At 37.1% G+C, this 25,934-nt stretch carries 27 protein-coding genes and 1 other annotated feature; of the genes, 3 read left to right on the plus strand and 24 right to left on the minus strand.

What is annotated here, in order from left to right:
• Positions 1-102: 102 nt before the first annotated feature.
• A complete protein-coding gene (locus K0R93_RS12855; protein ID WP_300301947.1) occupies positions 103-675 on the minus strand; it encodes a nitroreductase family protein in 573 nt (190 codons plus the stop codon).
• A gap of 41 nt (positions 676-716) precedes the next feature.
• Positions 717-1,220, minus strand: a complete 504-nt coding sequence (locus K0R93_RS12860) for a nitroreductase family protein (protein ID WP_300301949.1) — start codon at positions 1,218-1,220, stop codon at positions 717-719.
• A 163-nt stretch (positions 1,221-1,383) separates the two neighbouring features.
• On the opposite strand from K0R93_RS12860, the gene K0R93_RS12865 reads away from it, so the two are divergent.
• On the plus strand, positions 1,384-1,953 hold the full coding sequence (locus tag K0R93_RS12865) for a hypothetical protein (protein ID WP_300301951.1): 570 nt from the start codon (positions 1,384-1,386) through the stop codon (positions 1,951-1,953).
• Positions 1,954-2,239: 286 nt separating this feature from the next.
• Here the strand turns inward: K0R93_RS12865 and K0R93_RS12870 are convergent, their stop codons facing one another.
• The 5 genes from K0R93_RS12870 to K0R93_RS12890 form a co-directional block, all read right to left on the minus strand.
• Positions 2,240-2,590 (minus strand): DUF2200 domain-containing protein, encoded by a 351-nt coding sequence (locus K0R93_RS12870; protein WP_300301954.1) that lies wholly within the window; start codon positions 2,588-2,590, stop codon positions 2,240-2,242.
• 209 nt (positions 2,591-2,799) lie between these two features.
• Positions 2,800-4,098, minus strand: coding sequence for a DUF4179 domain-containing protein (locus tag K0R93_RS12875; protein ID WP_300301956.1), 1,299 nt, complete (start codon positions 4,096-4,098; stop codon positions 2,800-2,802).
• A complete protein-coding gene (locus K0R93_RS12880) occupies positions 4,085-4,612 on the minus strand; it encodes an RNA polymerase sigma factor (RefSeq protein WP_300301959.1) in 528 nt (175 codons plus the stop codon). Before K0R93_RS12880 ends, K0R93_RS12875 begins: the two co-directional genes overlap by 14 nt.
• Positions 4,613-4,821: 209 nt before the next feature.
• Positions 4,822-5,376: a GNAT family N-acetyltransferase gene (locus K0R93_RS12885; RefSeq protein ID WP_300301961.1), complete on the minus strand. Its 555-nt coding sequence runs from the start codon at positions 5,374-5,376 to the stop codon at positions 4,822-4,824.
• A gap of 203 nt (positions 5,377-5,579) precedes the next feature.
• Complete coding sequence (locus tag K0R93_RS12890; protein WP_300301963.1) at positions 5,580-6,062, minus strand: isochorismatase family protein; 483 nt, start codon at positions 6,060-6,062, stop codon at positions 5,580-5,582.
• Positions 6,063-6,726: 664 nt separating this feature from the next.
• On the opposite strand from K0R93_RS12890, the gene K0R93_RS12895 reads away from it, so the two are divergent.
• Together K0R93_RS12895 and K0R93_RS12900 are read left to right on the plus strand one after the other, a co-directional pair.
• Positions 6,727-7,134 (plus strand): VOC family protein, encoded by a 408-nt coding sequence (locus K0R93_RS12895; protein ID WP_300301965.1) that lies wholly within the window; start codon positions 6,727-6,729, stop codon positions 7,132-7,134.
• A gap of 13 nt (positions 7,135-7,147) precedes the next feature.
• A complete protein-coding gene (locus K0R93_RS12900; protein ID WP_300301968.1) occupies positions 7,148-8,023 on the plus strand; it encodes an SRPBCC domain-containing protein in 876 nt (291 codons plus the stop codon).
• Positions 8,024-8,372: 349 nt separating this feature from the next.
• Here K0R93_RS12900 and K0R93_RS12905 read toward each other — a convergent pair whose 3' ends face one another.
• The 17 genes from K0R93_RS12905 to K0R93_RS12985 all read right to left on the minus strand — a co-directional run bounded on the left by K0R93_RS12905 (position 8,373) and on the right by K0R93_RS12985 (position 25,769).
• Entirely contained in the window at positions 8,373-9,137 is a 765-nt protein-coding gene (locus K0R93_RS12905; RefSeq protein ID WP_300301970.1) for a GNAT family N-acetyltransferase, read from the minus strand.
• A gap of 58 nt (positions 9,138-9,195) precedes the next feature.
• Positions 9,196-10,416, minus strand: a complete 1,221-nt coding sequence (gene tyrS / locus K0R93_RS12910) for a tyrosine--tRNA ligase (protein WP_300301972.1) — start codon at positions 10,414-10,416, stop codon at positions 9,196-9,198.
• 90 nt (positions 10,417-10,506) lie between these two features.
• Positions 10,507-10,763 (minus strand) — a binding site (T-box leader).
• A gap of 478 nt (positions 10,764-11,241) precedes the next feature.
• Positions 11,242-11,991 (minus strand): rhodanese-like domain-containing protein, encoded by a 750-nt coding sequence (locus K0R93_RS12915; protein ID WP_300301974.1) that lies wholly within the window; start codon positions 11,989-11,991, stop codon positions 11,242-11,244.
• A gap of 79 nt (positions 11,992-12,070) precedes the next feature.
• Positions 12,071-12,883: an REP-associated tyrosine transposase gene (locus K0R93_RS12920; protein WP_300301976.1), complete on the minus strand. Its 813-nt coding sequence runs from the start codon at positions 12,881-12,883 to the stop codon at positions 12,071-12,073.
• Between the two features lie 81 nt (positions 12,884-12,964).
• Positions 12,965-13,159, minus strand: a complete 195-nt coding sequence (locus K0R93_RS12925; protein WP_300301978.1) for a hypothetical protein — start codon at positions 13,157-13,159, stop codon at positions 12,965-12,967.
• A gap of 317 nt (positions 13,160-13,476) precedes the next feature.
• Positions 13,477-14,076 carry a hypothetical protein gene (locus tag K0R93_RS12930; protein WP_300301980.1) on the minus strand — a complete coding sequence of 200 codons (600 nt, stop codon included), beginning with the start codon at positions 14,074-14,076 and terminating at the stop codon, positions 13,477-13,479.
• A 469-nt stretch (positions 14,077-14,545) separates the two neighbouring features.
• Positions 14,546-15,025: a 23S rRNA (pseudouridine(1915)-N(3))-methyltransferase RlmH gene (rlmH, locus tag K0R93_RS12935; RefSeq protein WP_300301982.1), complete on the minus strand. Its 480-nt coding sequence runs from the start codon at positions 15,023-15,025 to the stop codon at positions 14,546-14,548.
• A gap of 113 nt (positions 15,026-15,138) precedes the next feature.
• Entirely contained in the window at positions 15,139-15,306 is a 168-nt protein-coding gene (locus tag K0R93_RS12940; protein WP_300301984.1) for a CxxH/CxxC protein, read from the minus strand.
• Between the two features lie 63 nt (positions 15,307-15,369).
• Complete coding sequence (gene htrA / locus K0R93_RS12945; RefSeq protein ID WP_300301986.1) at positions 15,370-16,647, minus strand: serine protease HtrA; 1,278 nt, start codon at positions 16,645-16,647, stop codon at positions 15,370-15,372.
• 17 nt (positions 16,648-16,664) lie between these two features.
• Entirely contained in the window at positions 16,665-17,477 is an 813-nt protein-coding gene (locus K0R93_RS12950) for an MBL fold metallo-hydrolase (protein ID WP_300301988.1), read from the minus strand.
• 98 nt (positions 17,478-17,575) lie between these two features.
• Positions 17,576-18,838, minus strand: a complete 1,263-nt coding sequence (locus K0R93_RS12955) for a UDP-N-acetylglucosamine 1-carboxyvinyltransferase (RefSeq protein WP_300301990.1) — start codon at positions 18,836-18,838, stop codon at positions 17,576-17,578.
• A gap of 243 nt (positions 18,839-19,081) precedes the next feature.
• Positions 19,082-19,903, minus strand: coding sequence for a two-component system regulatory protein YycI (gene yycI, locus K0R93_RS12960; RefSeq protein WP_300301993.1), 822 nt, complete (start codon positions 19,901-19,903; stop codon positions 19,082-19,084).
• Between the two features lie 17 nt (positions 19,904-19,920).
• On the minus strand, positions 19,921-21,402 hold the full coding sequence (gene yycH / locus K0R93_RS12965) for a two-component system activity regulator YycH (RefSeq protein ID WP_300301995.1): 1,482 nt from the start codon (positions 21,400-21,402) through the stop codon (positions 19,921-19,923).
• A 39-nt stretch (positions 21,403-21,441) separates the two neighbouring features.
• Positions 21,442-21,978: a hypothetical protein gene (locus K0R93_RS12970; RefSeq protein WP_300301997.1), complete on the minus strand. Its 537-nt coding sequence runs from the start codon at positions 21,976-21,978 to the stop codon at positions 21,442-21,444.
• A gap of 92 nt (positions 21,979-22,070) precedes the next feature.
• The gene (locus tag K0R93_RS12975; protein WP_300301999.1) at positions 22,071-23,873 is read right to left on the minus strand and encodes a sensor histidine kinase; all 1,803 of its coding nucleotides are present in this window, start codon (positions 23,871-23,873) and stop codon (positions 22,071-22,073) included.
• A gap of 2 nt (positions 23,874-23,875) precedes the next feature.
• Positions 23,876-24,565, minus strand: a complete 690-nt coding sequence (gene yycF / locus K0R93_RS12980; protein WP_300302001.1) for a response regulator YycF — start codon at positions 24,563-24,565, stop codon at positions 23,876-23,878.
• Between the two features lie 382 nt (positions 24,566-24,947).
• Entirely contained in the window at positions 24,948-25,769 is an 822-nt protein-coding gene (locus K0R93_RS12985; protein WP_300302003.1) for a peptidase MA family metallohydrolase, read from the minus strand.
• Positions 25,770-25,934 lie beyond the last annotated feature (165 nt).

Genomic DNA, 25,934 nt, shown 5'->3' on the forward strand with positions numbered 1-25,934 from the left:
CGACCATGGGTTATAACTGTCACCATTACTTATGGTACGGGTACGATTTACCGTATGGCTGCAACCGCGGTTTTACTGTCTTTTCCCTTGATTCATTGCTAGCTATTTAATAAATTTTACTTTTGATTCTATGCTTTTCCTTGGAGGGGCTTGTCCAACATATTCAGGATAACCTAAACAAATAATTGCTATCGGTTCCTTATCTTCATCAATTTTAAATATCTTTCTGGCATCCACCTTTTCAAACAGGGATAGCCATAAGGTCTCTAACTCCATACTATGTGCAGCTAATAGCATATTTTGAATGGCTGCACTGCACGCATGCTCAAACCCTTGACTGGGTTCTTCAAGAAATTGTTCCGCACCATTTTTACTGGGATCTCCAACCACCACAATCAACACAGGCGCTTGAGTGATAAAATCAACCTTATACTTTGGTATCCAAGCCCATCCACTTTTCTCTACAAGCTTTTCTTTTGAGTGTTCTACCGCAGCTTTTAGCTTTTCATTGTACTCTGGATTTTCTACCACAATAAATTCCCAGGGCTGTTTATTGGCAGGGGAAGGTGCATATAACCCACATTTTAAAATGGTAATAATCTTTTCCTGCTCTACCTTCTGATTCTTAAAGCTGCGACAGCTTCGCCTTCCTAGAATAGCTTCGATGCAATCCATTTCTCTCATCTCCTCTTATACTCTTTGGTTTTAGGTAGCTTCTACCAAACCTCATGATGTACTCTAGCTACATCATATCTCTCCCTTACCTCTCTGTGTTCTTCTGGATGCCCTACAGCAATGATAGCTATTGGTATAATCTTGTCTGGCAAATGGATTAATTTTGATACATTTTCCACGAGCTCTTCTTTAGGATATACCCCACACCAACAGGTTCCAAGTCCTAAAGCTTCTCCCTGTAAAAGGATATTTTGTATGGAAGCAGCCATGTCCTGAATCCAAAATGCACCATCATATTTCACATCACTACTATCAGCACAGGCTATGATTGCAGTAGGGGCCTCTTTTAACATTTGTGTGTGAGGATGAAAATTAGTAATAGCATTTAACTTGTCTCGATCCTTTATGATAACAAAATGCCATGGTTTTTCATTACCAGCGGATGGCGCATACATAGCAGCTCTTAATAATTGTTGAATTTGCTCCTGATCTACAGGTCTATTTTGATACTTTCTAATGCTTCTTCTTGTAAATATTTCTTTCATTTTCTATTCACTCCTATCCTTATTAATCTATACATTTATTATACCCTATGCCTATATACTTTCGACGGAAATATTATTCATTCCATCATTATTCAATCACTAAAGCTTTGCTGCTATATTTCCGATAATTATTAAAACAAGATATATTTAAGGAGGCGATTTTATGAAAATAACTACTACTCCTGACAAAAATTATCCTTCAAACCAAGCAGAAATTCCAAAAAATGACATCATTAAGAAAGATAACCCCTATCCAAACGTCATACAGGATAAATACACCCCGTCCCAAAACAACATTAAAAAAGCAACCTATGATAAGCCGAATACAAAAGCAGATGAAAAAACTATCCAAAAACTAAAAGAAGAAAGCGAAAAAAACTATCGTCATCTAAAGGAAATGGTAAGGCAACTCCTTGAAAGACAGGGTTTAACATTTCAAGATATTGAGAATCCGGATACAATTGTAGAAATAGATGAAGAGGCCCGTACTGAGGCTCTAAAAATGATCGGTGAAGGAGGCCCTTTAAGCCCTGAAGTTGTTAGTAATCGTATTGTGGAATTTGCTAAAGCTATATCCGGTGGAGATAAGGCCAAGTATGAGACATTGAAGACTGCTATAGATGAAGGATTTAAGGAGGCAGAAAGAATACTAGGTGGTAAGCTTCCGGAAATATCACAAAAAACCTATACTATGGTGATGGAAAAGCTTGATAGATGGGTAAAAGAAGAATAGGATGTAGTAGCAAAGCAATTTGCTACTACATTTTTTATATAATCCAAACCAATTAAATTGCCCCGGGAGGCAGTTTCTTAAAACTTCCGATATTTGCGGTAAAGTTCACCGTACCGTTGTACCGGCGATTTTAGCCCTACAGTTCCCTCCTTTAGGTAATATCGTTTTATTATATCGGATTACTAGACTCGTCTGCCTGAAGTTTCAAGATTATTGTCGATTCAACAAAAAACACCGATTCATTTATATTTTATATATGGAATCAGTGTTTCTTTTTTTAAAATTTTTATTTCCGCAAAATCTTATCCATGGCTTTACCCTTTGCTAGCTCATCGATCAACTTATCCAAATAGCGAATTTCCTGCATGGTTGGTTCTTCGATGTCTTCCACTCGGACACCGCAGACCACACCTTTAATCAAAGCCCGCGAAGGATTCAGTTGGGGAGCTTCCACAAAGAAGGTCTCAAAATCTGTCTGTTTTTCCATTTGCGCTTCTAACTCTTCCTGGCTATATCCTGTCAACCAACGGATGATTTCATCGACTTCTGTTTTCGTACGTCCTTTTTTCTCCGCCTTTGTAACATAAAGGGGATAAACACTTGCTACACTCATTGTATATAGACGATGTTTGGTCATGATATCTCCTCACTTATATGGTTTTCTTTATTATATCACCAAAAATAGTGGGGCCAAACGAAAGTTGCCTTTATTTTTATTATCCATAATTTTTAAACACAAATAAAGCCAGGTATCTCTACCCGACCTTATCTATCCCATCACCACTTATTTAAGAAATTACTGTGTCTTAGATACTTGACAATATACTTTGATTTTCCCCCTAATGGCTATTGTATAGGTAATTCTATCGTTATATTATAATCCTTAACATACGTCATCCGATGTATATCCATTTTATAATCCTTCCCTACCCCTTTAAATTCTAGCGTTCTTCTATGAAGAATTTGTCCATCCTTCCTCTTTTCGTACTGATCTTCACTTGTTTTATTTAACTCTAATCTTTTGTCGTCTGCTAATAAATATACCTTGGTAAGAACGGTGCCTTCTTCCGTCGTTATTGTAATATACGTGTGTCCATTCATCTCATAAACTTTATCTATCGTTAAGTCTTGCCCATGTACATTTATTCGTTGTTCTTTCATACCCTTTGTCAGTTCAATCTCTTTATTTACATCATGGTCTGCTGAAAATCTTGTTAACTTTAACTGTAAAGACTTTAAATTTTCCGGTAACGCATCATATTCATGATGGAAGGTAATTCCCTTCATATTCGTGCTCATTCCGCCGCTTTGCGGCTGTATCTCCTTATCATTTGCTATTAACTTTAACTCTAATGTATTCGGCCTGATTCTTTCATTGTTGATTTCATCCCTTGCTAACTCTAATATATTTTGAATGGACCCTTTTATCACCGTACGGGTAGGCGAAGCTAGAATTGAATCTATATCAATGGTTCCTTGTTCTACCTTAATGCTTTTATGAATATTCGCTTTTAATGTATGCCCCATGGCCTTCTGCCGATCCACTGTAAAAGTAATTTCTCCTTCTTCAACCCTGCCATTCTGGAAAAATCGAAAATTCATGTGTAAGGTTTTTTCCAGTACCCCAGGAGGCTCAAAACTATGGATATTATTCATCATGGTCTTCGTATCGTTTATTTTACCATAGCCGCTTTGGGGCATATGCTCACCTAAGAACCCTCTTAGTGTCACTGTTGGCAACGATTCATCCACATTGCCCTTTGGCGCTTTTATCGTATAAAATGCCAATAGCTGGGTCTCATCTATCATAATTCCATCCAAGGTTATTGAAAGACCATTTTTAAAGGTATAGCTTTTGTCTATGACCTGACCCTTACCCCGTTCATTTAACTCCTTTAAAGTACCATTCATCACATCATTATAGCCCATTAATTTGTTTCCATAGAAAGCCAAGGTGTCAAAATGATATCCCATTAGGACTAACACCAGACAAGCTGCAATAATTTTTCCTGTAATATTTCTCCTTATTTTTGTCATTTCCTTATCACCTAGTGCACTTCTTAATCTCTCCTCTAATGCATCGGGCGCTTCAATGATATCTATATCCCTCTTTTTATTTTTAAGCATCTTCTCAATCCTGTTCAAGATCATCACCTCCGAATTTTTCCTGCAACCTACTGATCCCATAGTAAATTCGTGACCTAATCGTCCCCAAAGGCACCTTTAATATTTCTGCTATGGTCTTGTACTCTAAATCCAATAAGTATCTTAACTTAATCACTTCTTGATGACGCTCATCTAGCTCAGATAGATACTTTTCTAATAACATTTCATTGTTTTTTTCCTCAAAGTCACCTTCATAAGATAGCTCCTTCACAGCTTCCAATGGCACGGTCCTTTTCTGCTCTCTAAGAATCCTTTTACAACAATTGATTAAAATGGTTTTACTCCAACTGTAAAAGGCACTGTTCTTTTTCAGCGTATAAATATTCTCATACAAAATGAGGATCATATCTTCCATCGCATCTAACGCGTCTTCATTATTTTTTAGATAAACATAGGCCAATCTATAATAATCATTTTTTTGATTCATGATTAGTTGGACAAGTGCATCCTTATCTCCTAGCTTTGTCTTCTTCACCAGCATTTTTTCTTCCATCGGTACACCTCTCTTTCCTATATAAGAGTATCTTCTCCTACAAAAAGTTCATTCAAATTTATACATTACAAATAAAAGTTATAGAAGCTATTCCCAGTTTATCCTAGAACTATCTTTTTACGCAAACGCAAGAGGGCTATCTATATCTGTATAGATAGCCCCCATCTTTCTTCTATTCTATTATTACAAGTAGGAGCGATCCTTGCTTGCTAAACATCACTTGTAGATAACCTTCCCATTATGACCGTATTATAGTAGTTCCCATCTCTATGAACACGGTCTTTTATTAATAATCCTTCTTCTACAAATCCATATCTTCTGTATAATTCAATTGCTTTTGTATTTGTTTCTATAACAGTTAATGAAATCTTTTCAATTCCTACATTATCTGCCCATATCAAAACATCTCCTAGTAAAACTTTACCAATTCCATGACCCCAGTACTCCTTTGACACACATATTCCAAACTCCGCCTTATGCTTAAATCTACTTAGCTTATTTCCTTCACAACGAGCAAATCCAACAATTTTCCCTTCTGCTTCTGCCACTAAAAATATAGTTCTTTCCGCTATTGAATCTTCATAAATAAGTTTTTCAAAGCCTTCAGGCGTCAATAACGCTTCTCCAGGTTCTCTATCTAGATTTTCTGTTTCTCCATCAATCTGAACTCTTAATTTAGATAGTTGATTTGCATCACTTTTTGTTGGACAACGAAGTATCCAGCTTAGATTGTTACCTTCTATTTTCTTATTTTCAATAATCATAGATTACCCCCATCTGTATTCTTATAATAATTTCGTTGATATGAGGAAAAATTTGATATGACTATTGCCATTACCATCTTGTAAAGAAAACCACAGTCACTTGTGGTATGATTCACCGTATCGCTCTAACTGCGGTTTTTATTATGTTGATTGTTTAAGCTCACACTATGTATAGGGTACAGTGCATATTTTTTTCTCAAGTTTTAATTATCCAGCATATAGGAAATCACTTCATAAGAAATCAACGCCCTGTTATTGTAAATATCTACTAACCCATTTGTATGATTGGCAAAGATTCCATGCTGAAGCATAGCTGCCCCAAAACCTCTTTCTATTGCACCATTATATGTTGCTAATACACAGTACTCCGCAGCATTCCCACACAGCACAACAAAGTCAACATTTTTTTCTTTTAATATTGTCTCTAAATTCGTTTTCCAAAAGCTATTGCTGAATTCCTTTAAAACTTCAATATCGCTATCCTCAACAATTAACTCTTCTACATTTTGATAAGTATCATCATTACCACCTTCAATATCTCTAACAATGATTACAGACTTACCTGCTTTTCTAAATAATGTAGCTGTCTCATTAATATATTCAAAGGTATTGTGATATTCTTTCTCCCCTTTTCTATGACCTATAAAAGCTTTTTGTACATCAATTATTAACAATCCAATATTCATTATGTGTTGCCTCCTTTTATAAGGTGCTGGATAATTCGCACATCATTCCATCTGCCACATCTCTTGCTTTTGTGCTATTGTCTTTCTTTTTTTCAGTTCTATTGATGCTACTATTTCTCATTAAATGATCACCTAATACCCCTAGCACTATATGTAAAATCGCACCGCTAAAATTTTTTTTCTTTAAATGTGTAGTTCACCGCAAGTGAGAAAAGGATGAACTTCATTTGTTCGATATACCGCCTTCATCTCATTAACCCGTATGCATTGAAAATATTAGCGCCTACAAAACCCGCAGTTACTTATGGTATGGTTCTCCGTATCATTGTAACTGCGGGTTTTCTATACAAGAAAAGCGTCAAAAAGAACCGTTTATTTTTTGTATAGATCCTAAAATTATATTTGTTCTTCATCTTAATCAAGGTTTCTATAAATCGGCTTTTATCATGATCAGATAAAAAAATTTCTTTTCTATCGTTCCCTCGCTGTATGATATGATAGGTCGAAAATTCTCCTCTTTCTCTTGCTTGTCTAGGCACTAGCAAGCAAGGACCGTGGCCTGTTAAGACTTATGCGAAGTATTCTAAGTTCGTTTTGTAATTATAGGAATGGGTATCAGTTAAACATACTTGTTAGAATATCATGATAAAAGGAGTGAGTGAGAATGGTACAAGCTATATACATTAACCTGCCTGTGGCGAATCTTAATAAGACACGGGAATTCTGGAGTAAACTAGGCTTTTCCTTTAATGAGCAATTCTCCGATGACAAAGCCCTTTGTCTTGAATTGAGTCCTCCTTCAATTTATGCAATGCTAATCACAAAAGACTACTTCGAAACTTTCACCGATCGTCCTGTGGCTGATGGAAAGACAACCCAGGTCTTACTTAGCATTCAGGTAGAAAGCCGTAAAAGGGTAGATGAGTTGGTAGCCATGGCTGTACACACAGGCGCGAACCGTTACAGAGATGCCACAGATCATGGATGGATGTATTATGACTCGTTTGTCGATGTGGATGGACATCAATGGGAAGTCATGTTTGCAGATGAAGCTCAAATACCATTAGAATGAGGGGAGGATTATGATGAATCAAGTTAATCATTCAATCGTCATAATGGCAAGACCTGAAGTTGTTTGGGAAACAATCACTGATCCACGTAAATACGAGGAGTGGAGTCTTGTGTTCAGCGAGGGTTCCTACTTCGACGGTGGCTGGAATCAGGGTGACGCTATTCGTTTTCTAACCATCGACAGCGATGGAAAACTAGAAGGAATGGTATCGGAGATTGCAGAAAGCAGATATCCTACGTTCATCTCCATCAGACACCTGGGATATATAATGGATGGGATAGTGGATACAGAGAGCGAGACCATAAAAGCTTGGGCGCCTTCCTATGAAAACTATACCTTAGACTCCATTGATGAAGGCCAGACAAAATTCACAGTCAACATGGATACGGAGGAAGGGTATACAGAAATGTTTGAGGAACTCTGGCCCAAAGCCCTGGAACAAGTTAAAAAGATTAGTGAAGAAACTCAGTCTAAACCCATGAGGATAACCATCCGTACCTTTATTCACCGTCCAATCGAATCAGTTTGGAAAGGATTTACCCAGTCTGAACACATCACCGCATGGAACTATGCATCAGATGACTGGCACTGCCCTGAGGCTGTGAATCATCTCATAGATGGTGGGACTTTTGATTATACCATGGCTTCCAGAGATGGCAAGGTTTCATTCCATTTTGAGGGAACATACACCAAAATTGTTCCTCATGAACAAATCTGCTACGTGTTAGGCGACGGTAGAGCGGTTTCAGTGACCTTCAACAGCATAGACAGTGGTATAGCTGTTGAGGAAACCTTTGATGCCGAAGGCTTTCATACTTACCTGCAGCAAAGACAAGGATGGCAATCTATTCTTGAAAACTTTGCAGCTTATGTTGAAAAGCACCTTTAAATGATAAGCATCTCGTCGTAACCTTGTAGCTTCTGCCGATAGCGACCAAATAATACAAGGGCTACCTTTATAATTGGGGGATCAAAATTTTCTCACTTTGATTATCCTCCAATTATAAAGGCAGCTATCATGGACTTTTGATTTTTGGAATGCCTTTATAGATTATAAAACAAGTTTTGAGTTAGGGTATGGGTACGTCGTCCCTATTAGGATTCGATGATTTTATATCTTAAGATGATCCAAATACTCTTTGCAGACTGTCTTTAACTATCATGTTAGATGTAGCTTCTACACAAGCTTTAATCATTATTAAAATTTATACCAGTAACATGTATATTCATATTCTTTTTCAAGACCAAGCTTTTCTGCCATAAATTTTTGAACCATCATTATCTTCACTACAATCCCAATGTGGTTCTATACCCTTCATCTTACATTCATTTAAAAACACCTTAGCTACTTTATACCCATACCCTTTTCTTCTATGATTTTCTAATGTTTCTATTCCCATTGTATGAATATTATCCTTTACTAATCCTGAGTAACAAATGCTTACTATTTCGTTTTCTATTAAGTAATAATTACATATACCTTTATTAAGAAAGTTTTCTATACTTCCCCAGAATTGATGTATTTCATTTTTTAAAAAATCAAGGTTGGAGATTTTTAAATCAAATGTATTTTTACCAACTTGCATGATATTCTCTATATTTCCTCCACTGACTGATATCTCATTTTTTAGCTTGTATACTAGCTGCTTATCTTTACCTGAATTTTTACTAAAAAATACTTCTTCAATTATTCTATTCCATTCTTCTGACACTCCTGAGATTTCAATCCAACTGATACCTATGTTATTCAACCTAGAATAGACTACCCCTTCAATGAAAGACAAAAGTTCATTTTTGAATTGAACATTAGTATCGTCTCCTAATAGATAAAAACCTCCCATACCTTTAGAAAATATTAATGCTGATTTTGGATCATCTATGTTATCAACAAAAACCCACCCTGGATTATTTTTTAAAATTACCGATGCAGCCTCTGGAAATTTATTATTTCTAATCAAATTATCTATTTTATAGTATCTATCTTTACTTAATTCTTCAATCATTATATCTTCATCCTTTCTATTAAAGAATGGGCGCATAGATTTGGCTGTACTTGGCAGATTAAATAATAAATTTCTTGAATTTTACAAAGTGCTTTTTACCAATTTTTATAACATCGTCATTAGCAATATTCCTATTTAAATCTTCCAGCGTCACTTTTTCCCTGTTAAGTTGAACCCCTCCTTGGTTTACTAATCGAATAAACTCACTTTTGCTTTTTACAAAGCCCATTTCTATTAACTGTAAAACACTGTCCCCAATAGCAGCATCTTGTTTTTCAATAAGAAGCTCTGGAATATCATCAGGAATGTCTTTTTTTCTAAAGGCTGCCTCATAGTATTCAACTGCTTTTTCTACATCCTCAGATGTATGGTAGAGGGCAGTTACGATTTTGGCTAGTCTGTATTTAATATCCCTTGGGTTTGTGCCTCTGTCTAGTTCTGCCTTTATTTTCTCAATTTGGTCTGGATGTTCGTCGGTAGCAAGCTCAAAGTATTTTATAATAAGTCCATCGGGAATCTCCATTACTTTTTTAAACATCACCTCTGAAGGTTCACTGACACCAATATAATTACCAAGACTTTTACTCATCTTTTCTATGCCATCTAGGCCTTCAAGAATAGGCATGAACATGGCGATTTGTTGGTCCTGACTAAAGGATTTTTGAAGTGCTCTGCCCATCAGAATGTTAAAAGTTTGGTCGGTTCCCCCTAATTCCAAATCTGCTTTAAGTTCAACAGAATCGTAGGCCTGCATTAGTGGGTAAAAGAACTCATGAACTCCGATTGGCGTTTGGTTTTGATATCTTTTTTGAAAATCATCCCGTTCTAACATTCTGGCAACTGTTGTGGTGGCAGCCAGCTTAATGACATCTTCAAATTTGAGTTTCGAAAGCCACTCACTATTGAATCTTACTTCTGTCTTAGCTATATCAAGAATTTTAAATATCTGCTCACAGTAGGTTTTTGCATTCTCCTTTACCTGTTCATCGGTTAGAGCAACTCTCCCCTTAGATTTTCCTGTTGGATCACCGATTTTACCGGTAAAATCACCAATGATAATTACTGCCCTATGCCCTAAATTCTGCATTTGTTTTATTTTTCGCAGCACGACCGCATGGCCTAGATGAATATCTGGTGCGGAAGGGTCTAGCCCCAGTTTAATTGTCAGTGGTTTGTTTTTCTCATAGGATTTCTTTAGCTTTTCAAATAATTCTTCCTCATTTACAAGGGTGTGTACCCCCTTACATATAATTGGCATTTGTTCTTTTGGTGTTAACATATTTAACATCTCCTTGAAATATTATTTTCAATACTTGCAAGGTCTATAAGAAGATAAAAACGAGCAATAAAAAACTCGCCCTCTTGTTTCCAAAAGGACGAGATATCATCTCGTGTTACCACCTTAGTTCATAAGCAACTCACATTGCTTACCTTGTCAAGTACATCCCTATAAATAATATACTCTAGCACGATAACGTGTGCAGGTTCACGTTGCAGCCTACTAGGTAAATCCTTTCGGTGCAAAGCTCCAAGATGTATTCACAATCACTATCCATGCACCTCTCATCATCCGGTAACTTTCTGTTTGGAATCCTGATTGCTACTCTTTCTTATCATAGCCTTTACTTCTTATACTCCGAAATGCGAAATATCACAAATCTTCGTTATGCAGATATTAAATTAGTAGTATTATATCCAAAATTTCATGATAAATCAATTAATTTAGTGAATTTAACGTTTATTCAATTCCAGCTTATAAATTATTTATCAGACATTTTCTCTTTAGCATGTAGGGACGACAGACTGTATAATAAATCCATCAAATGGTTAACATTAGCTATTAAGAATATGCTCTCTACACCATATATTATTTAAAAACTTTACCTCATCATATAGCCTTACTTTATATGAGTTAATAACAAAACGAAGAATATATAAATCCTTTTTCATCCCTACATCTTCAATGCTTCCATAAAAAATCGCACCTAATTTATGATACGGTTCTCAGTATCGCTGTAACCACGGTTTTCTATAAAAGTGTTGTAAATCTTTGTTAAACTACACTAAAAGAGCTGCTTAAAATTAAACAGCTCTTTCTGATTTATTACTTTATCAATTTAAATGCATATTCTTTAACACCATCAATTGAATTCACAACGTGCTCATAGCCAAGGGCTTCTAGCTTTCCTGCAGCTTCAACGCTCTTGGTTCCAGTATTGCAGTATACCGCAATAGTCTTATCTTTTGGTAATTTATCAAGATTTGTCTCTACAGCATCAAATGGAACATTGATAGCTCCATTGATCATTCCCTCTTCCTTTACTTGCTCTTCGGGTCTAACATCTACTATCACAATATCTTGATTTTCATTAATTAGTTTTTGGAAAGCAGCTCCTCTTACATCATCATAATGAACCAAATCATATTCAAATTGCTTTACACCTTCAGCGTTGGTTACATCCTTAAATCCGTTTGCTACCAAAATCTCTGCTACTTGGCCGCTTTTATTCCCTGTATTGCAATACACTATTATTGGAAACTCTTTCAAATCTGCAATTTCACTAATTTTATCTTCAAAGCCTTCAATATTGATATTTATAGCATTTGGAATATGTCCTGCTTTATATTCTTGTGGGGAACGTACGTCGATAATTAAAACTTTATCTTTTTCTTTTCCTGAGTTTTGTTCTACAAGTTCTGGCCCTTTGATATTTTTTATTTCTACTACCTCTGATTTTTCTTCACTTGATGCAGGAGAAGGTTGTGATGTATTGCTTGTACATCCTATAGCTAATGCTGCTGTTAACACAACTACAACCCATAAAGACATAAGTTTTATGTTCATCTTCTTCATTTTCTTCACTCCATTTTCTAATATAATCTATCCACCCATATAGGCAAGTGGGGACGGTCCTTGCTTGCTAATCAATAATCTAAGAACTCAATATCCGGCTTACCCTTGATTCACTGATACCTCCGAAAACTTGTCCCATTTCTTTTAGTGTTAAATTTGAGTTTTTTCGTAGGTATCTTATCATTTCATTACGCATAGCCTTATTTTCAATGCAATCCTTCATAGAAAGATTTCTATCTGCTAGCATATATTCTAATGTTTCTTTAGCATGAGAGATAGAATCTATGAATACGGTGTTTTCCTTTATACTGTGATGGTGATCTTCAATATCCATGATCTCCGCTATACTCCCTATCTTATTGACATAATTTTTGTATTCCTTAATTGCATTGGCTCTTGTATTAGAAAAAACATCCAATACCTTACTTATATCGATGAATCCCGATGCCATATTTCTTATATAATCTCTATAACTGCTCCATCTGTAGACCTCTGGTCGTTGCACGATACTAGCTTTCACAGGATTGTTGTGGATGTATTTGCTTACTTCAAGTAAATGTGTATCATCTGTAATTAATTCGCTTCTAAATCGATTCTGAAAAAAGTGCCCACACCTTTTATATTTTCGATTGAAATATAAGACATAGCTTACATTAATACTTTTCATGATTTTAGATATATCATTGCCGTTATCATTAATTAATAGATGCACATGGTTATCCATCAGGCAATAAGCATAGATTATAAAATTATATTTATTCTTCATCTTAATCAAGGTTTCTATAAATCGGTTTTTATCATGATCAGATAAAAAAATTTCTTTTCTATCGTTCCCTCGCTGTATGATATGATAGGTCGAAAATTCTCCTCTTTCTCTTGCTTGTCTAGGCACAGTTTATTCCATATCTATAACACTGTCAATCTAGCAAGCAAGGACCGTCCCCACTTGCTTATACTATTTCAATTCTCTCTCTTATTCCAATGTGAAACTAAACTCACCAGGTTCTCTTGCTAAGAATTTTGTTTCACCATCAACTGCTTTCATGTGATTAATTAATCCTTGTTCATCTCCAATTTCAGGATTTCGTATAATAAGTTTTTGACCATCTCTTAGTAAATACTCATTTTTGTAAGAATTCTTTAAACAGTCTTCTTGATGATTGCACATAAAAATCTACTCCTTTTCTAATTAATGTGTAATTGAAAATATCGCTAATATCACTTCCCATGCAATCACCTCCTTTCAAAAATAAGAGCATATCCTTATGTCTTATATTTCATCCTCTTTTATCTACTTCTTTAAGTTCGTCTTTCTCCTATGAATCATCTTTGAATATGCTTTTAAGTAGCCACAGGGACATTTCATTTTCATTTGCCACCATAGACCACCATAAACGTTCTCTTAACACCTTACGTCCCCTTGACACATTTTTTTCTATGGAGCATTTATACTAAATTCATCTGTTGCTAAATCGCCTTAAGTCTTTATTGCTTTGATTGTTCTATTAATCTATGTAACCTTAGTAATATATAAAACTCCTTACTCTCTAATCCAATTTGGTTATGCTCTTCATATTCATCTATAATCTTACTTAAGTCATTATTTATTCCATTTTTATCAGCATAAATTACTAAAGAGTTTGTTATATCATCAACCTTATAAATATTTTCTTTACCAAGTAGTGAAATGAACTTATCTATTTCATCTGATTGTATTCTTGAGTAAATTATTTCTCCATATTTTTCTTCATGTTCTCCTATTAGGAATGGTGCATATAATTTGATTAGCTGTTGAAAGTTATCAGTTTCATTTGCTTTATTTATCAGTTCCATATGTTCCTTTGAGATTCTATTGTATTGTTCTTCCTTAGTTAAACGATTTAATTCTAGTGTTTGTTCTAGTCCTTCATTATCTGCTTTTAATTGGTTGCATTCAGATTTTAAAGTCATTAATTCTTGTCTTAGTTTTATGTTTTTGCTAGCTAACCTTCTAACTTCATCCTTATCCTTTGAATTTACATTTGAACTGCATGCAGTTAGTATAATAAGATTAATCAACAATATACAGAATACAATTCTTTTCAATTTATCACTCCTATTTAATAGTATTTCGCATGACTCTTGCTTTCATGAAACCAATTTCGTTATTATTTATAGAATAGATATATTGACGAATCATAGTTCATGATAGTCATAAAGAACAAGTAGTTCATACCCTTAAATCGAACAGGAAATATTAGATCTATAATTTGTGTCTATTCTTTAGTTAATTGTCACAAGAAAAAAAATATGTTACGTAACTGTTTATTCATATTAATATGTTTAGTAGTGTATTTTCCTAAATATTCCATATAGCTAATCAAAATTCCTTCTTTTCTGTGTATTTATTCAATTTAACCTAAATAAAGTCTCTTAAATAAAAAATTTCTCTCAAAAACTTCTTTGAGAGAACGCATATACCCTAAATTCATATTATTTAAATTATGGTCTTAAGCTTCCCATATGTCGATCCTATACATTAGTTGATTTGGCTAGCATTCGGCTAAAATCGCAGTCATTTATGATACGGTTCGTTTTTCATGATTCTAAATCCTCTATAGATCTGCTCCAGCAGGATTACCCTCATAAGTTGATGGGGGAAGGTCATGGGGGAGAAGGACAGGCGGAAATCTGCACGTTTTCGGACCTCGTTGGATAACCCTAAAGAGCCCCCAATGATGAAAGCAATGCTGCTATTTCCTTGGAGGCCAAGTTTCTCCATCTTGTCTGCCAGTTCCTCTGAGGATAGCATCTTTCCTTGGATGTCTAAGGCAATGACGTACATCCCTTCCTTCACATGCTTTAGGATGTTTTCCCCCTCTGCGCCTTTGACTTGTTCCATTTCTTTTTGGCTCAGGTTCTCTGGCGCTTTTTCATCGGGCACCTCGATGATGTTTAGCTTACAGTATCGGCTTAATCGCTTTGTGTATTCATCGATGGCCTTGGCCATGAAGTTCTCTTTTACTTTTCCTACGCCAATAATGGATATGTTCATTGTTGGAGCCTCCTTTGATTAGAACCATATTCTTACGGAGCAGGCATGCCTGTCCCCTACATTGATTGATTCTTTATAATATAAAAACAAAGACGAGGTTTCCCTCGTCTATATTATACCACTAAGTATTTAGGTCCTTTATCGCAAAAATCACAGGTATTCGGGCTGATCCAGTCGGTAAAGGATACCTTATCTAATTCGTAGAGATCCGGTGGCTGCTCATAGACTTCTACGAAATCATCTATGGCCTCAGAAAGATGCTCAGGACATACTACATACATGCTATCACTCCATAGTCATTATTGTTTAGTTTGTCACAACTCCACGGCTTCTATACCTTGTTTTTAACTTCTAGCTGCACGCTCCAAGGTTATTTCAAGGGTCATTTTCTTTTTCTCTCGAACGATTTCAATGACTGCTCGATCCCCAGGTCTATACTGATAGAGATGTCTCACCAGCTGCCCCATGGTATCAATCTTCTGATCGTCGATGGCGGTGACCACATCTCCCCGCTGCAGTCCTGCCTTACTGGCTGGTGAATCGCCTATGATTTCATAAACAAATGCACCCTTCTCTGTTCCTAAATTGTTGCCATAACTTGCTATGTATTGTGTCACGTTGATGCCGCGTATCCCTAGCTGCACCTTTGTAAATTCACCTTTTTCAATGAACTCATCCACAATGGGTTTTGCAATGTTAATCGGTACTGCGAAGCCCAGGCCTTCACCTGTTTGAATCTTTGCGGTATTGATCCCGATAACTTCTCCCTTGCTATTTAGCAAAGGTCCTCCACTATTTCCTGGGTTGATGGATGCATCGGTTTGGATCAAGCCTTCGATGCTTTCAAACTCGCTGAGGGGAATACTTCTCTCCAAACCACTGATGATTCCTGAGGTGACTGTCCTTTCAAAGGTTAATCCCAAAGGATTTCCTATGGCTACCGCGGTTTCTCCAACTACAATTTCATCAGAGTTTCCTAACGTAGCTGCTGTCAAATCACCAGCATTTACTTTTAGTACTGCCAAGTCTAACGTGGGATCATTCCATAACACCTCAGCTTTGATGGTATCGCCATCATAGAGCAATACATTTACTTCTTCGCTTGTGCCGTCGTTCACCACATGAGAATTGGTCAATATATATCCCCGGCTGTCTACAATAACCCCGGTTCCAACACCTTGGCCTCTTCTAGCCCCAAAGAAAAGATCTCTTTGAACCGTAATGGTTGTTATTCCTACCACTGAAGGCATAGCTTTTTTTGCAACTGCTGGAATCACGTTGAGCTCCTCACCCTTGGTAACGATCTCAATCTGCTGCTTGCCTGTAGTATCTCCAGTCTGGGGATATGGCATATACTTCCCATATAAATAAGCTGGGCCGATATAGGCACCTAAAACACTCCCAAGCATGCCGGCAATCAAGGCTACCACAATGATCGTAAAATATGGAGTCTTTTTTTCCTTGTAATAGTAGCTGGATCTCGGTCTTGTCACATAATAATTGGTACCTGGGAGTTGTTCGGCTTCCTCTTCTTTCTCCTTTTCCTGTTCCTCTTCACCTTCTTGAAAAGCGATTCTTTTTTGGAAGTCGTCTTGGTTCTGATCATCATCACGATAATCCATGGGCTTCCCTTCTTTCTTTATATTGATTTACACACCTCATATACTTTACTTACCCGATCTCGGTAAGTTAAATCTATATTTATATCCGTTCCCACTTTTATTTTCCTGTCACTGAGTATGCCTTTTACCGTTTCAAAAGCTAGCTCCGGAAAGTTGTTTTCCTTGCTTAAATGGGCCAACAATACATGTCGCACTGACCCGCGGTCCTCCATCATATCCGCCAGCACGCTGCCTGCTGTATCATTGGATATATGTCCATAATCCCCCATTATCCTCTTTTTTAGATACCAAGGGTAATTTCCCATCTTCAGCATATTTATATCATGATTGGACTCCAAAACCAAGAAGTCTGCATCCTTAATTTCTTCCTTAATTTCATGGCTCACATGGCCCAAATCCGTAGCCACACTGATTTTTCCCTGATCGTGCTGGAAGGAAAATGCCACTGGCTCCGCCGCATCATGGGAAATCGGAAATGCTTTAACAGAGATATCACCAATTTCAAAAATTTTCCCTGTTTCAAAATATCGGATATTCTCCTCTTGAACAACACCAATCTTACCCCGCATCGCTTCCCATGTTTTAGTATTTGCATAGATAGGTATATTAAACCTGCGAGATAATATTCCAATGCCTTTAATATGGTCGCTGTGTTCATGGGTTACCAAAATACCATTTATCTTTTCGGCATTCTCACCGATGCTTTCCAATCCTTGAACAATTCTTTTTCCTGCCAATCCTACATCCAGCAAAATACGGAATTCATCAGAGGCAATATACTGACAGTTTCCACTGCTTCCGCTGGCCAAAGAACAAAATCGAAATCCCATATATATCCTCCAGTTCTATATCTCTAGTACCAAAATACCATAATCTTCTAGTGATTAAATAAATGAAAAGGAAAAACAGGCAGTACGATACAGCCTGTCTATATTTCAACCCTCCGAGAGATTCTAGCGCCAAGACTAACGAGCTTGTGCTCGATGTTTTCATATCCTCGATCAATATAATGTATGTTTTCAATCTCCGTAGCACCTTCAGCCATCAAGCCTGCCACAATCAAAGCAGCTCCAGCCCTTAAATCAGTGGCGGATACGGCTGCTCCTGAAAGACGTTCAGTTCCTTCGATTACAGCAACACGACCCTCTACTTTGATTTTCGCACCCATGCGCTTTAGCTCATCTACATGCTTAAATCTTCCCTCATAGATGGTTTCTGTCACGATACTGGTTCCTTTGGCCTGGGTCAATAAAGCTGACATTGGCTGTTGAAGATCTGTAGGGAATCCAGGATATACCAAGGTTTTTATGTTACACTTCTTAGGTCTACCATTCCCTAGTACCCGAATAGATTCGCCATTTTCTTCTATTTCTAATCCCATTTCTCTCAGCTTAGCCGTAATAGGGTCTAAGTGCTTCGGGATCACATTGTCAACAATCACGTCGCCGCCAGTAGCTGCTGCGATAATCATAAAGGTTCCTGCTTCGATTTGATCAGGAATGACACTATAGGTACATCCTTTCATTTCGTCAACACCGTGAATTTTAATGACATCTGTACCTGCGCCTCTAATATCTGCGCCCATGGCATTTAAAAAGTTAGCTACATCTACTACATGGGGCTCCTTGGCAGCATTGTCAATGATCGTCGTACCCTTTGCCCTACAAGCAGCCAGCATAATATTGATGGTAGCGCCTACACTCACTACATCTAGGTAAATCTCTGCTCCCACCAGTTCTTCTGCCTCCACATGGACAATCCCATGGTCGATGGTTACCTTGGCGCCTAAAGCTTCAAATCCTTTGATATGCTGGTCAATCGGTCTTGTCCCAATATCACAGCCACCCGGATAAGCTACACGGGCTTTTTTAAATCGTCCTAAGGCCGCACCCAAAAGATAATAGGACGCCCTAAGCTTCTTTGCCATTTCATAGGGTGCATAGCACTCCTGAATTTTACTGCTATCTATATGCATTGTCTTTGCCCCGCTGTCAAACGCTACATCTGCTCCAAGTTCTTCGAGCATTTCCCCTAATACCTCTACATCCTTGATGTTGGGTAAATTTTCAATCGTACATTTATCACCTGCTACAATAGCAGCTGGAATAATGGCTACTGCGGCATTTTTAAATCCACTAATACTAACCTTTCCCTTTAACTGGTAACCACCTTCAATAATAAACTTCTCCATGTTTTGTTTTCAATCCTTTCAATGAATGATTACATGTTTATGTAAACCAACGAAAGCGCAATTTTTCAACAAAAAGTCATACTTTCCCAATTCTATGATATGTTAACCTTCACTCATTATACCACTATTGTTTCTGTTTGATAAGTAGCAATTATATGGAAATGAAGGTTTGGCATAAAAAAATAAACCCCTGAACAATATTTAAAATATTTACAGGGGTTTTACATTCATTTTAATATTCTTTTAATGGCTTTCATAGGCATCAATAAAAATTGTCTCCCCATCTTCGAGGGAAATTCGCCATACGGGGAAGGCTGTTCCAGATTTTGCGCTTTGCATGCTGGGTGGGTCAAAACGATAGCCCACGCTGATATCTATAATTGTTTTGGGTCCTTCCGTTTCGCTAAGCCTTTCAATAGCCTTCAGAAGAGCCTTGGTCGACGAGATAATTTCGTTTTTGCTATCTCCCAAGTTGGCAGGTTTCAACCAGATTCTTTCGAAATACTTTACCTCACCAAACGCCGTCACTTGAACTTTCATATAGCTGTCTTCCAAAAAGTTGCCCTTATATTTTTGCTTAAATATGATGGTGTACTCTTCCCCATCAAAGTCTGTGCGCCAGTACTCCACATCATTTTTCATAAACCCATACTTTTCAAGAAAATCCTCTGCCTGATCCAGGCTCTTTTCATCATCCATTTTGGTACCTAACTTGCTGATGCCGCTGGCAGTATATACGAGAACTTTTTCGTTTACGATCTCAAACTTCCCTTTTGGCCCGTTGTCTGTATCCTTATCTCTAGGTACGAGTCTGGAAATATCTTGCGCTTCATAGGTTTCATATTCTACCTCCAATACTGGCATAGGCGTTATAGTTCTAGGAATATCCGTCTGAATATCGATACCCTTCTCCTCCATGACATGGGTCACACTTTGAATCGTCTTATCAATGGGAAGTGGTAGATTTGGCTCCCGAAACAGATTTCTTTCAATGGTGATAACGAGAAATACATTGGTAACGATGAACGCAATAATTAGTATATTTTTTGCCTTTGACCAGTCCATAGTACCCTCACCATTCCTTATATTTTCCCATTCCCACCACTAACGATATTCCCCTTCATTGCATCAAAGAAATAGGTACGATCCTCTATCTGTATTTTCAACACAGGAATCAATTCACCTTGTTCACTGGTATTATAGCCATAGTAGCATCGTTGAACAGATCGAATCTTCATCATGATATCATTCAATACCTTATCTTCATCTCCCGATAGTCCTAAATCTCTTTTTATTGCCTCTGTATTGTTATCAATGACTTCATGGAAAGCCAATGGCTCTGGCCGCTTCGGTGGAATAAAGCTTACATCAATTTTTTCCCTTAACAATACCTTCTTATAGTAGGTAACCTGCTTTCCAAATACATGAACCTCAATGGGCGCCTGGGATGGATTCTCCTTTACGTACACAGGAAATCCGTTAATGCGATTTGCAAAGAGGAGTTGGTATCCTTTCTTTTTATCGCCTTCATTCCCTCCAATGGGTCGAATATCCCTTAAATAAAGATCATGTCCAGGTGTAATTTCCCGGGTTATGACAAATTGTACCGCCGTTTTGATAGACTCTGCCATATCTGTATTAGAACCAGATTTGTTATTATCTAATCCTTCTACATACTCTAAAGCTCCAGTCTCACTTACTTTGAGGACCTTCTGTCCATAGCCGTACATATAGATCACAGATCCATCGTTTTGAATAATTTTCTTTACAAAATCAAAATTCTCTCCAAAGAAGGCGCTGGCAAAGATATCTATTTGCCTTAAGGTACTTGCATAGGTGGCTGCTTGCTTTAATCCTGCAACATCAATTTCATTTTCAACTTTTATTTTTAATTGTTCTATCGATAAGTCTAATGGAACCAACACATCATTATCGATGGCATAACCTTGGCGAATGGATGAATAATAATCGTAATTGTTTTGATTTCCAATCTGGTCAATGAGTGATGCTATATTGGTCTTATTTATTGTCCCAGACAATCTAAAAAATCTTCCATTAAGCCTATCCGATATGTAAACCACGCCATCTTCTGAGACAGGAATCAAAATGCTGTCCAAGGCAGTTATTTTCCCTTGAACACCTGAGGATTTACCACCCACCACATTACTTAAGACACCGATGGGCATGCTGTACCCAAACTCCATCTTAATTGCCCGTATATCTCTAATTTCTTCCCATCGCTCTGATGTTATATCCTCAACGGTGATGCCATCTTCAAAATATCCGCTCAAAATCGGCAGTACTTCCTTCCAAATTCCATAGGAATCGGAAAAAAGTACTGTATGATCTTTACCCCCAAAACTAATGATAAAGCTTTGGGGGTTAATAATGTCAGATATATTATTTACTTCATACAGCTTGCCGCGACCTGCCTGCAGCGCCTTTCCTTCTGAAGAGGGCATGCCAGATGCCGTTGGAATACTAATCCACAGCTGTTGGGTAAGGGCGATACTCAAAACAACCAGCACTGCCAGCAGTATTGTCTTAAAGCTCTCCTTACGCATTTTGATCATCACTCCATATACATCTATTTGTCAATCAAATTACTGCTTATTCAGTAAATTCCCTAGGGCATCAGTATTTTGGATGTCTTTTAAGGTTTTGCTCACTTCTTCATCTTTGTTTTTTACCGTGAACTTCTTTATCACGGGATCTTGTTTTTTTCCATTCTTATCTTTGATTTCAGATACAATAGCATATTCTCCAGGACTTAGCTTAATTCTTTTCTGGTAGAACTTCTCACCCTGATCAACCTTATCGTTAACGATGACTTCACCCTTGATGGTTGTTTTTTCATCAACAACAAATTCCTCTATTTTTACAGTATCTGATTTCACAGCATCCTGTTTATATATTTTTAAGGAAACAGTGGCGTTGTCATAAACCTGTACTGAAATTAGCACATTATTCTCAAAAATAATGTTTTGATCTGCAGCCGGTTGAATAACCTTCACATAGTTTTCTGTTATGTTTTTCATATATCGATAAGATGATATTCTACCAGATGCAGCATAGCCTGTTACACTTGTTGTGCCTAAAATCACAACGACCAGTGCACCTGTGACAACCTTTTTTAACATCCAAATTCCTCCTAGTGTACACATTCATCATTATACATTTACATTATATACTATGAATGTTACAAACGTATTACAGGCGGTTTAAATTCCGATTACACAAGTTTTTCCTCTAATGGCAGTTGAATGATTACCTCTGTACCTTCTCCATACATACTATTTATGTCTATACATCCCTCATGGGCTTCTACAATTTGCCTTGCGATAGATAGTCCTAAACCAGTCCCGCCCATTTCCCTTGAACGAGCTTTATCTACCCGGTAAAACCGCTCAAACAATCTAGGAATGTCTTCCTTTGGAATACCCATTCCATTATCTACAACACGAATAATTCCTTGATTTTCTTCGCGCTCTAAGAATACTTTGATTTCTCCATCTTCTGGTGTGTACTTTATGGCATTGGAAACAATATTAAGAATTACCTGTTCAATTTTATCACTATCAAAATATCCCCACATACTATCCCCTTGGGAAATGTATGTTAACGCCTGATTCTTATTTTTAGCTGTCATTTCTACTTTCATGATAGAATTCTGAACAATTTTCACCAAATCATAGTGATTTTTATTCCATTTCACTTGCTTATAGTCCAAACTGGACAGTTGAAGCAAATCCCTTACAAGCCTTGTCATCCGATCTGCCTCACTATCCACAACCCTTAGAAACTGTTCTGTCATTTCTCGATTTTCCATGGCACCATCCAACAAGGTTTCCGTATAGCTTTTGATACTCGTCAAAGGTGTTTTCAGCTCATGGGATACATTGGCTACAAATTCTTTGCGCATATTGTCTAACTTCTGGCGTTCCGTGATATCCTGGAGCACCATAACAATACCTGCTTTTTCGTCCTTCTCATCCTTAAAGGGGGCATAATTGGCTTGGTAAACGGAATCTTTGATCCGAATAATCTCGCTGCCCGTCCAATCAGGGTTATTTTCTGAAAGGTATCCTAGGGTTAGCTTACCATTTAAATGATGAATCAACTCGTCGTAGGAACCATAAATCAATTCATCCTTTGACAAGTTTAGCATCATCATCGCACTGGGATTGGCGTGGATCACATGGCCCTGCATATTTACCGCAATTAATCCGTCCGCCATATAATTTAAGATGGTTTCCATCTTACTTTTCTCGCTGGAAATTTCAGATAAAGTATCCTTTAACTTCTCTGTCAAATAGTTAAACATGCTGGCCAATTGACCAATCTCATCGTCAGATTTTACTTCTACGACTTGATCAAAATCTCCTTTGGCCATTTTGGCAGCCTTAACGGTCACATCTGTAATAGGCTCCGTAACGCTTCGCGCTATAAAAAAGCCTAGGACTACCGTGATGAATAATGCCAAGGCCGTTGCTTCGATAAGAATATTTTTTGAATTCTCCAAAGTCTTGTAAATATTCCCCAAATCTGAGCGAAAATACAAAATACCTTGAGATTTTCCTTTGGCATCTTCGATAGGAAAAACAATGTTTTTTACAGGTTTAACTTCTTCTGTGGTTTGGTCGGTAACAAAGTCTTTTCCTTCTGCCATTCGCCCTGCTCGGCCATCTAATAACAAATGCTCATCTACTATATCCAATACATTTTTTCCAATATAGCTGTCATTACTGCTGGCAATAATTCTAAAATCTGTATTTACTACGAAAATTTCATCGCTTAATGCCACCTGCCAGTTTTTAATCATATTTTGGACTTCGCTTCGATTGGCATCTAGGCCGTCTATTTTGCTCAATTCTGGCAACATCGTGTTTCTTGCGACTCTCTCTAGGTTTTCACTAACCGCACCTAGGTGATACTCCTCAAATTGTTGTAGAATAAATACACCTACGATCACCATGGCCATAAATACCAGGAGAAAGTAGATGGTAATAAATTTCCACCGAATACTTCGAAACATGGTTATACCCTCCTAAAGTAGTATCCTACGCCTCTCTTCGTTTGGATATATTGAGGGTTGCTGGAATTATCTTCGATTTTTTCCCGTAATCTTCTCACCGTAACATCAACAGTTCGAATATCGCCATAATACTCATAGCCCCATACTTCTTCTAGGAGCTGTTCCCTAGTGAACACTTGGTCTTCCTGGGTAGCTAGGAATTTTAACAGCTCAAATTCTCTTAGGGTTAAATCTATGGTTTCTTGCCCTTTTTTTACTTCATATTTATTTAAATCAATATTCAATACGCCAAAGCTCAGGGTCTGTCCCTTGCCTCCGTTACCATTGGAATCCATTCTGCGCATGTTGGCCTTTACTCTAGCCATCAATTCCCTTACACTAAAAGGCTTGGTAACATAATCATCTGCTCCTAGTTCTAAACCTAAGACCTTGTCCACCTCTTCTTCCTTAGCAGTCAACATAAGGATCGGTGTGTTCATACTTTCTCGAATTTTTTTGCATACTTGAAAGCCATCAAGCTTGGGAAGCATAATATCTAATAGAATCAAATCCGGCTCAAACTGGTATACCTTGCGTACGGCTTCTTCCCCATCAAAGGCAACACCAACCTCATAACCTTCTCTCTCTAAATTGAACTTTAAAATATCTGAAATCGGTTTTTCATCATCTACCACAAGTACTTTCCTTTTCACGCAATTCACCCCATCATCTTCATCTCTTTTGATAATATTCTTTTTTTTTTCTTTGAATCCTTTTACCCCAATACAAAATATTTGTAGTTTGCTGAAAGTTTTTTCATTTATCCTAAAGGAGCTTATGGTTCTTCTATCTTCCTTGTCCTACCTAAGCACTAGATGAATCCTACATTTTACCCATATCCAGGCTGCTCAATATAAGATATAATGACATTAATCTTTATAGATAGTATAAGCTTTTTTATGGTTTTCTCTCAAATTTCCTCATTTTTAGCCGAGTTACTAACTTTTAGAATGAATAGAAAAACCGACTCCTCCTTAAATATATGATTTGCAGGATATATTACCCCAATATATCCTGCATTTTATTTGACGTTTTTTATTTGTATATTGTTTCAACAGTCTTGTCAAAAACTTTTTCATGGGCCTTCTCAAAATCTTCCCCTTTGCCCAATTCTCGTAAAATCTTATTTAAATCCTCTGATCCATTATTTTCTACCATGGATTTCATCATTTCAAAAGATCTTTTATAGGCAAGCATTTCATCAAGCTCATGAAAATCATTTGTCAATTGTGCCACATCATAAGGAGCCTCTTCATATTCTAACCCTTTACCCCATTCATACCCTGTGTGCACATATTCTTGATATAGGGCAACCCCTTCTGTGAACCATAGGGGATAGTTCCCCCGCGTCAGGTCATCTACCAGCAGATGGGTAAACTCATGGACCATAGGCCCTTCATTCATAAATATTTCCTTCATATCTGTGTTTTCTGGAATCCATTGTCTTGGAGATAGAATTTGAATCGTAGATGCATAGTATACCCCCATAGGAGGCTTTCCTTGCCTTAGATTTGCATTTTTCATAAGCTTTGTAGGATCTTCATAAATTACAACGGTGGTTTTTTTCTTCGGATAGTAGTTTAAAAGCCTGCTGGCTTCATCGTAATGCTTTTCAGATGCTTCTGCCACCAGTTCGATTACTTCTTGATCTGCTTCTTGATATTTTATGATAAAGTGTTCTGTTTCCCTTACACCAAAATCCTTTGTCTTATACTCAATGATTCTAAATTGAACTTCGCGAAAAAGAGGATATAAGCTGATTTTCAGCACCTCTGCCCGGAACGCGCCCAAAAATAGTATCACTGCCAGAACAAGGTATAGGGAAACCCCTGTCTTTTTATGCAATACTCTTTTCATTTATATCCCCTCCCTTTATAAGAGTATGTATATGTTTCAACGGGAAGGAGAATGTCTGCTTTCTAAATGAATGATAAATGATTTACAGTATTATGTCAACTATTACAAAACAATTACAATACATTACCAAAATCTCCATATCGAACACTTTATGACATGCCGGCA

Source organism: Anaerosolibacter sp. (genome assembly GCF_029240175.1).
GTDB lineage: Bacteria > Bacillota > Clostridia > Peptostreptococcales > Thermotaleaceae > Anaerosolibacter.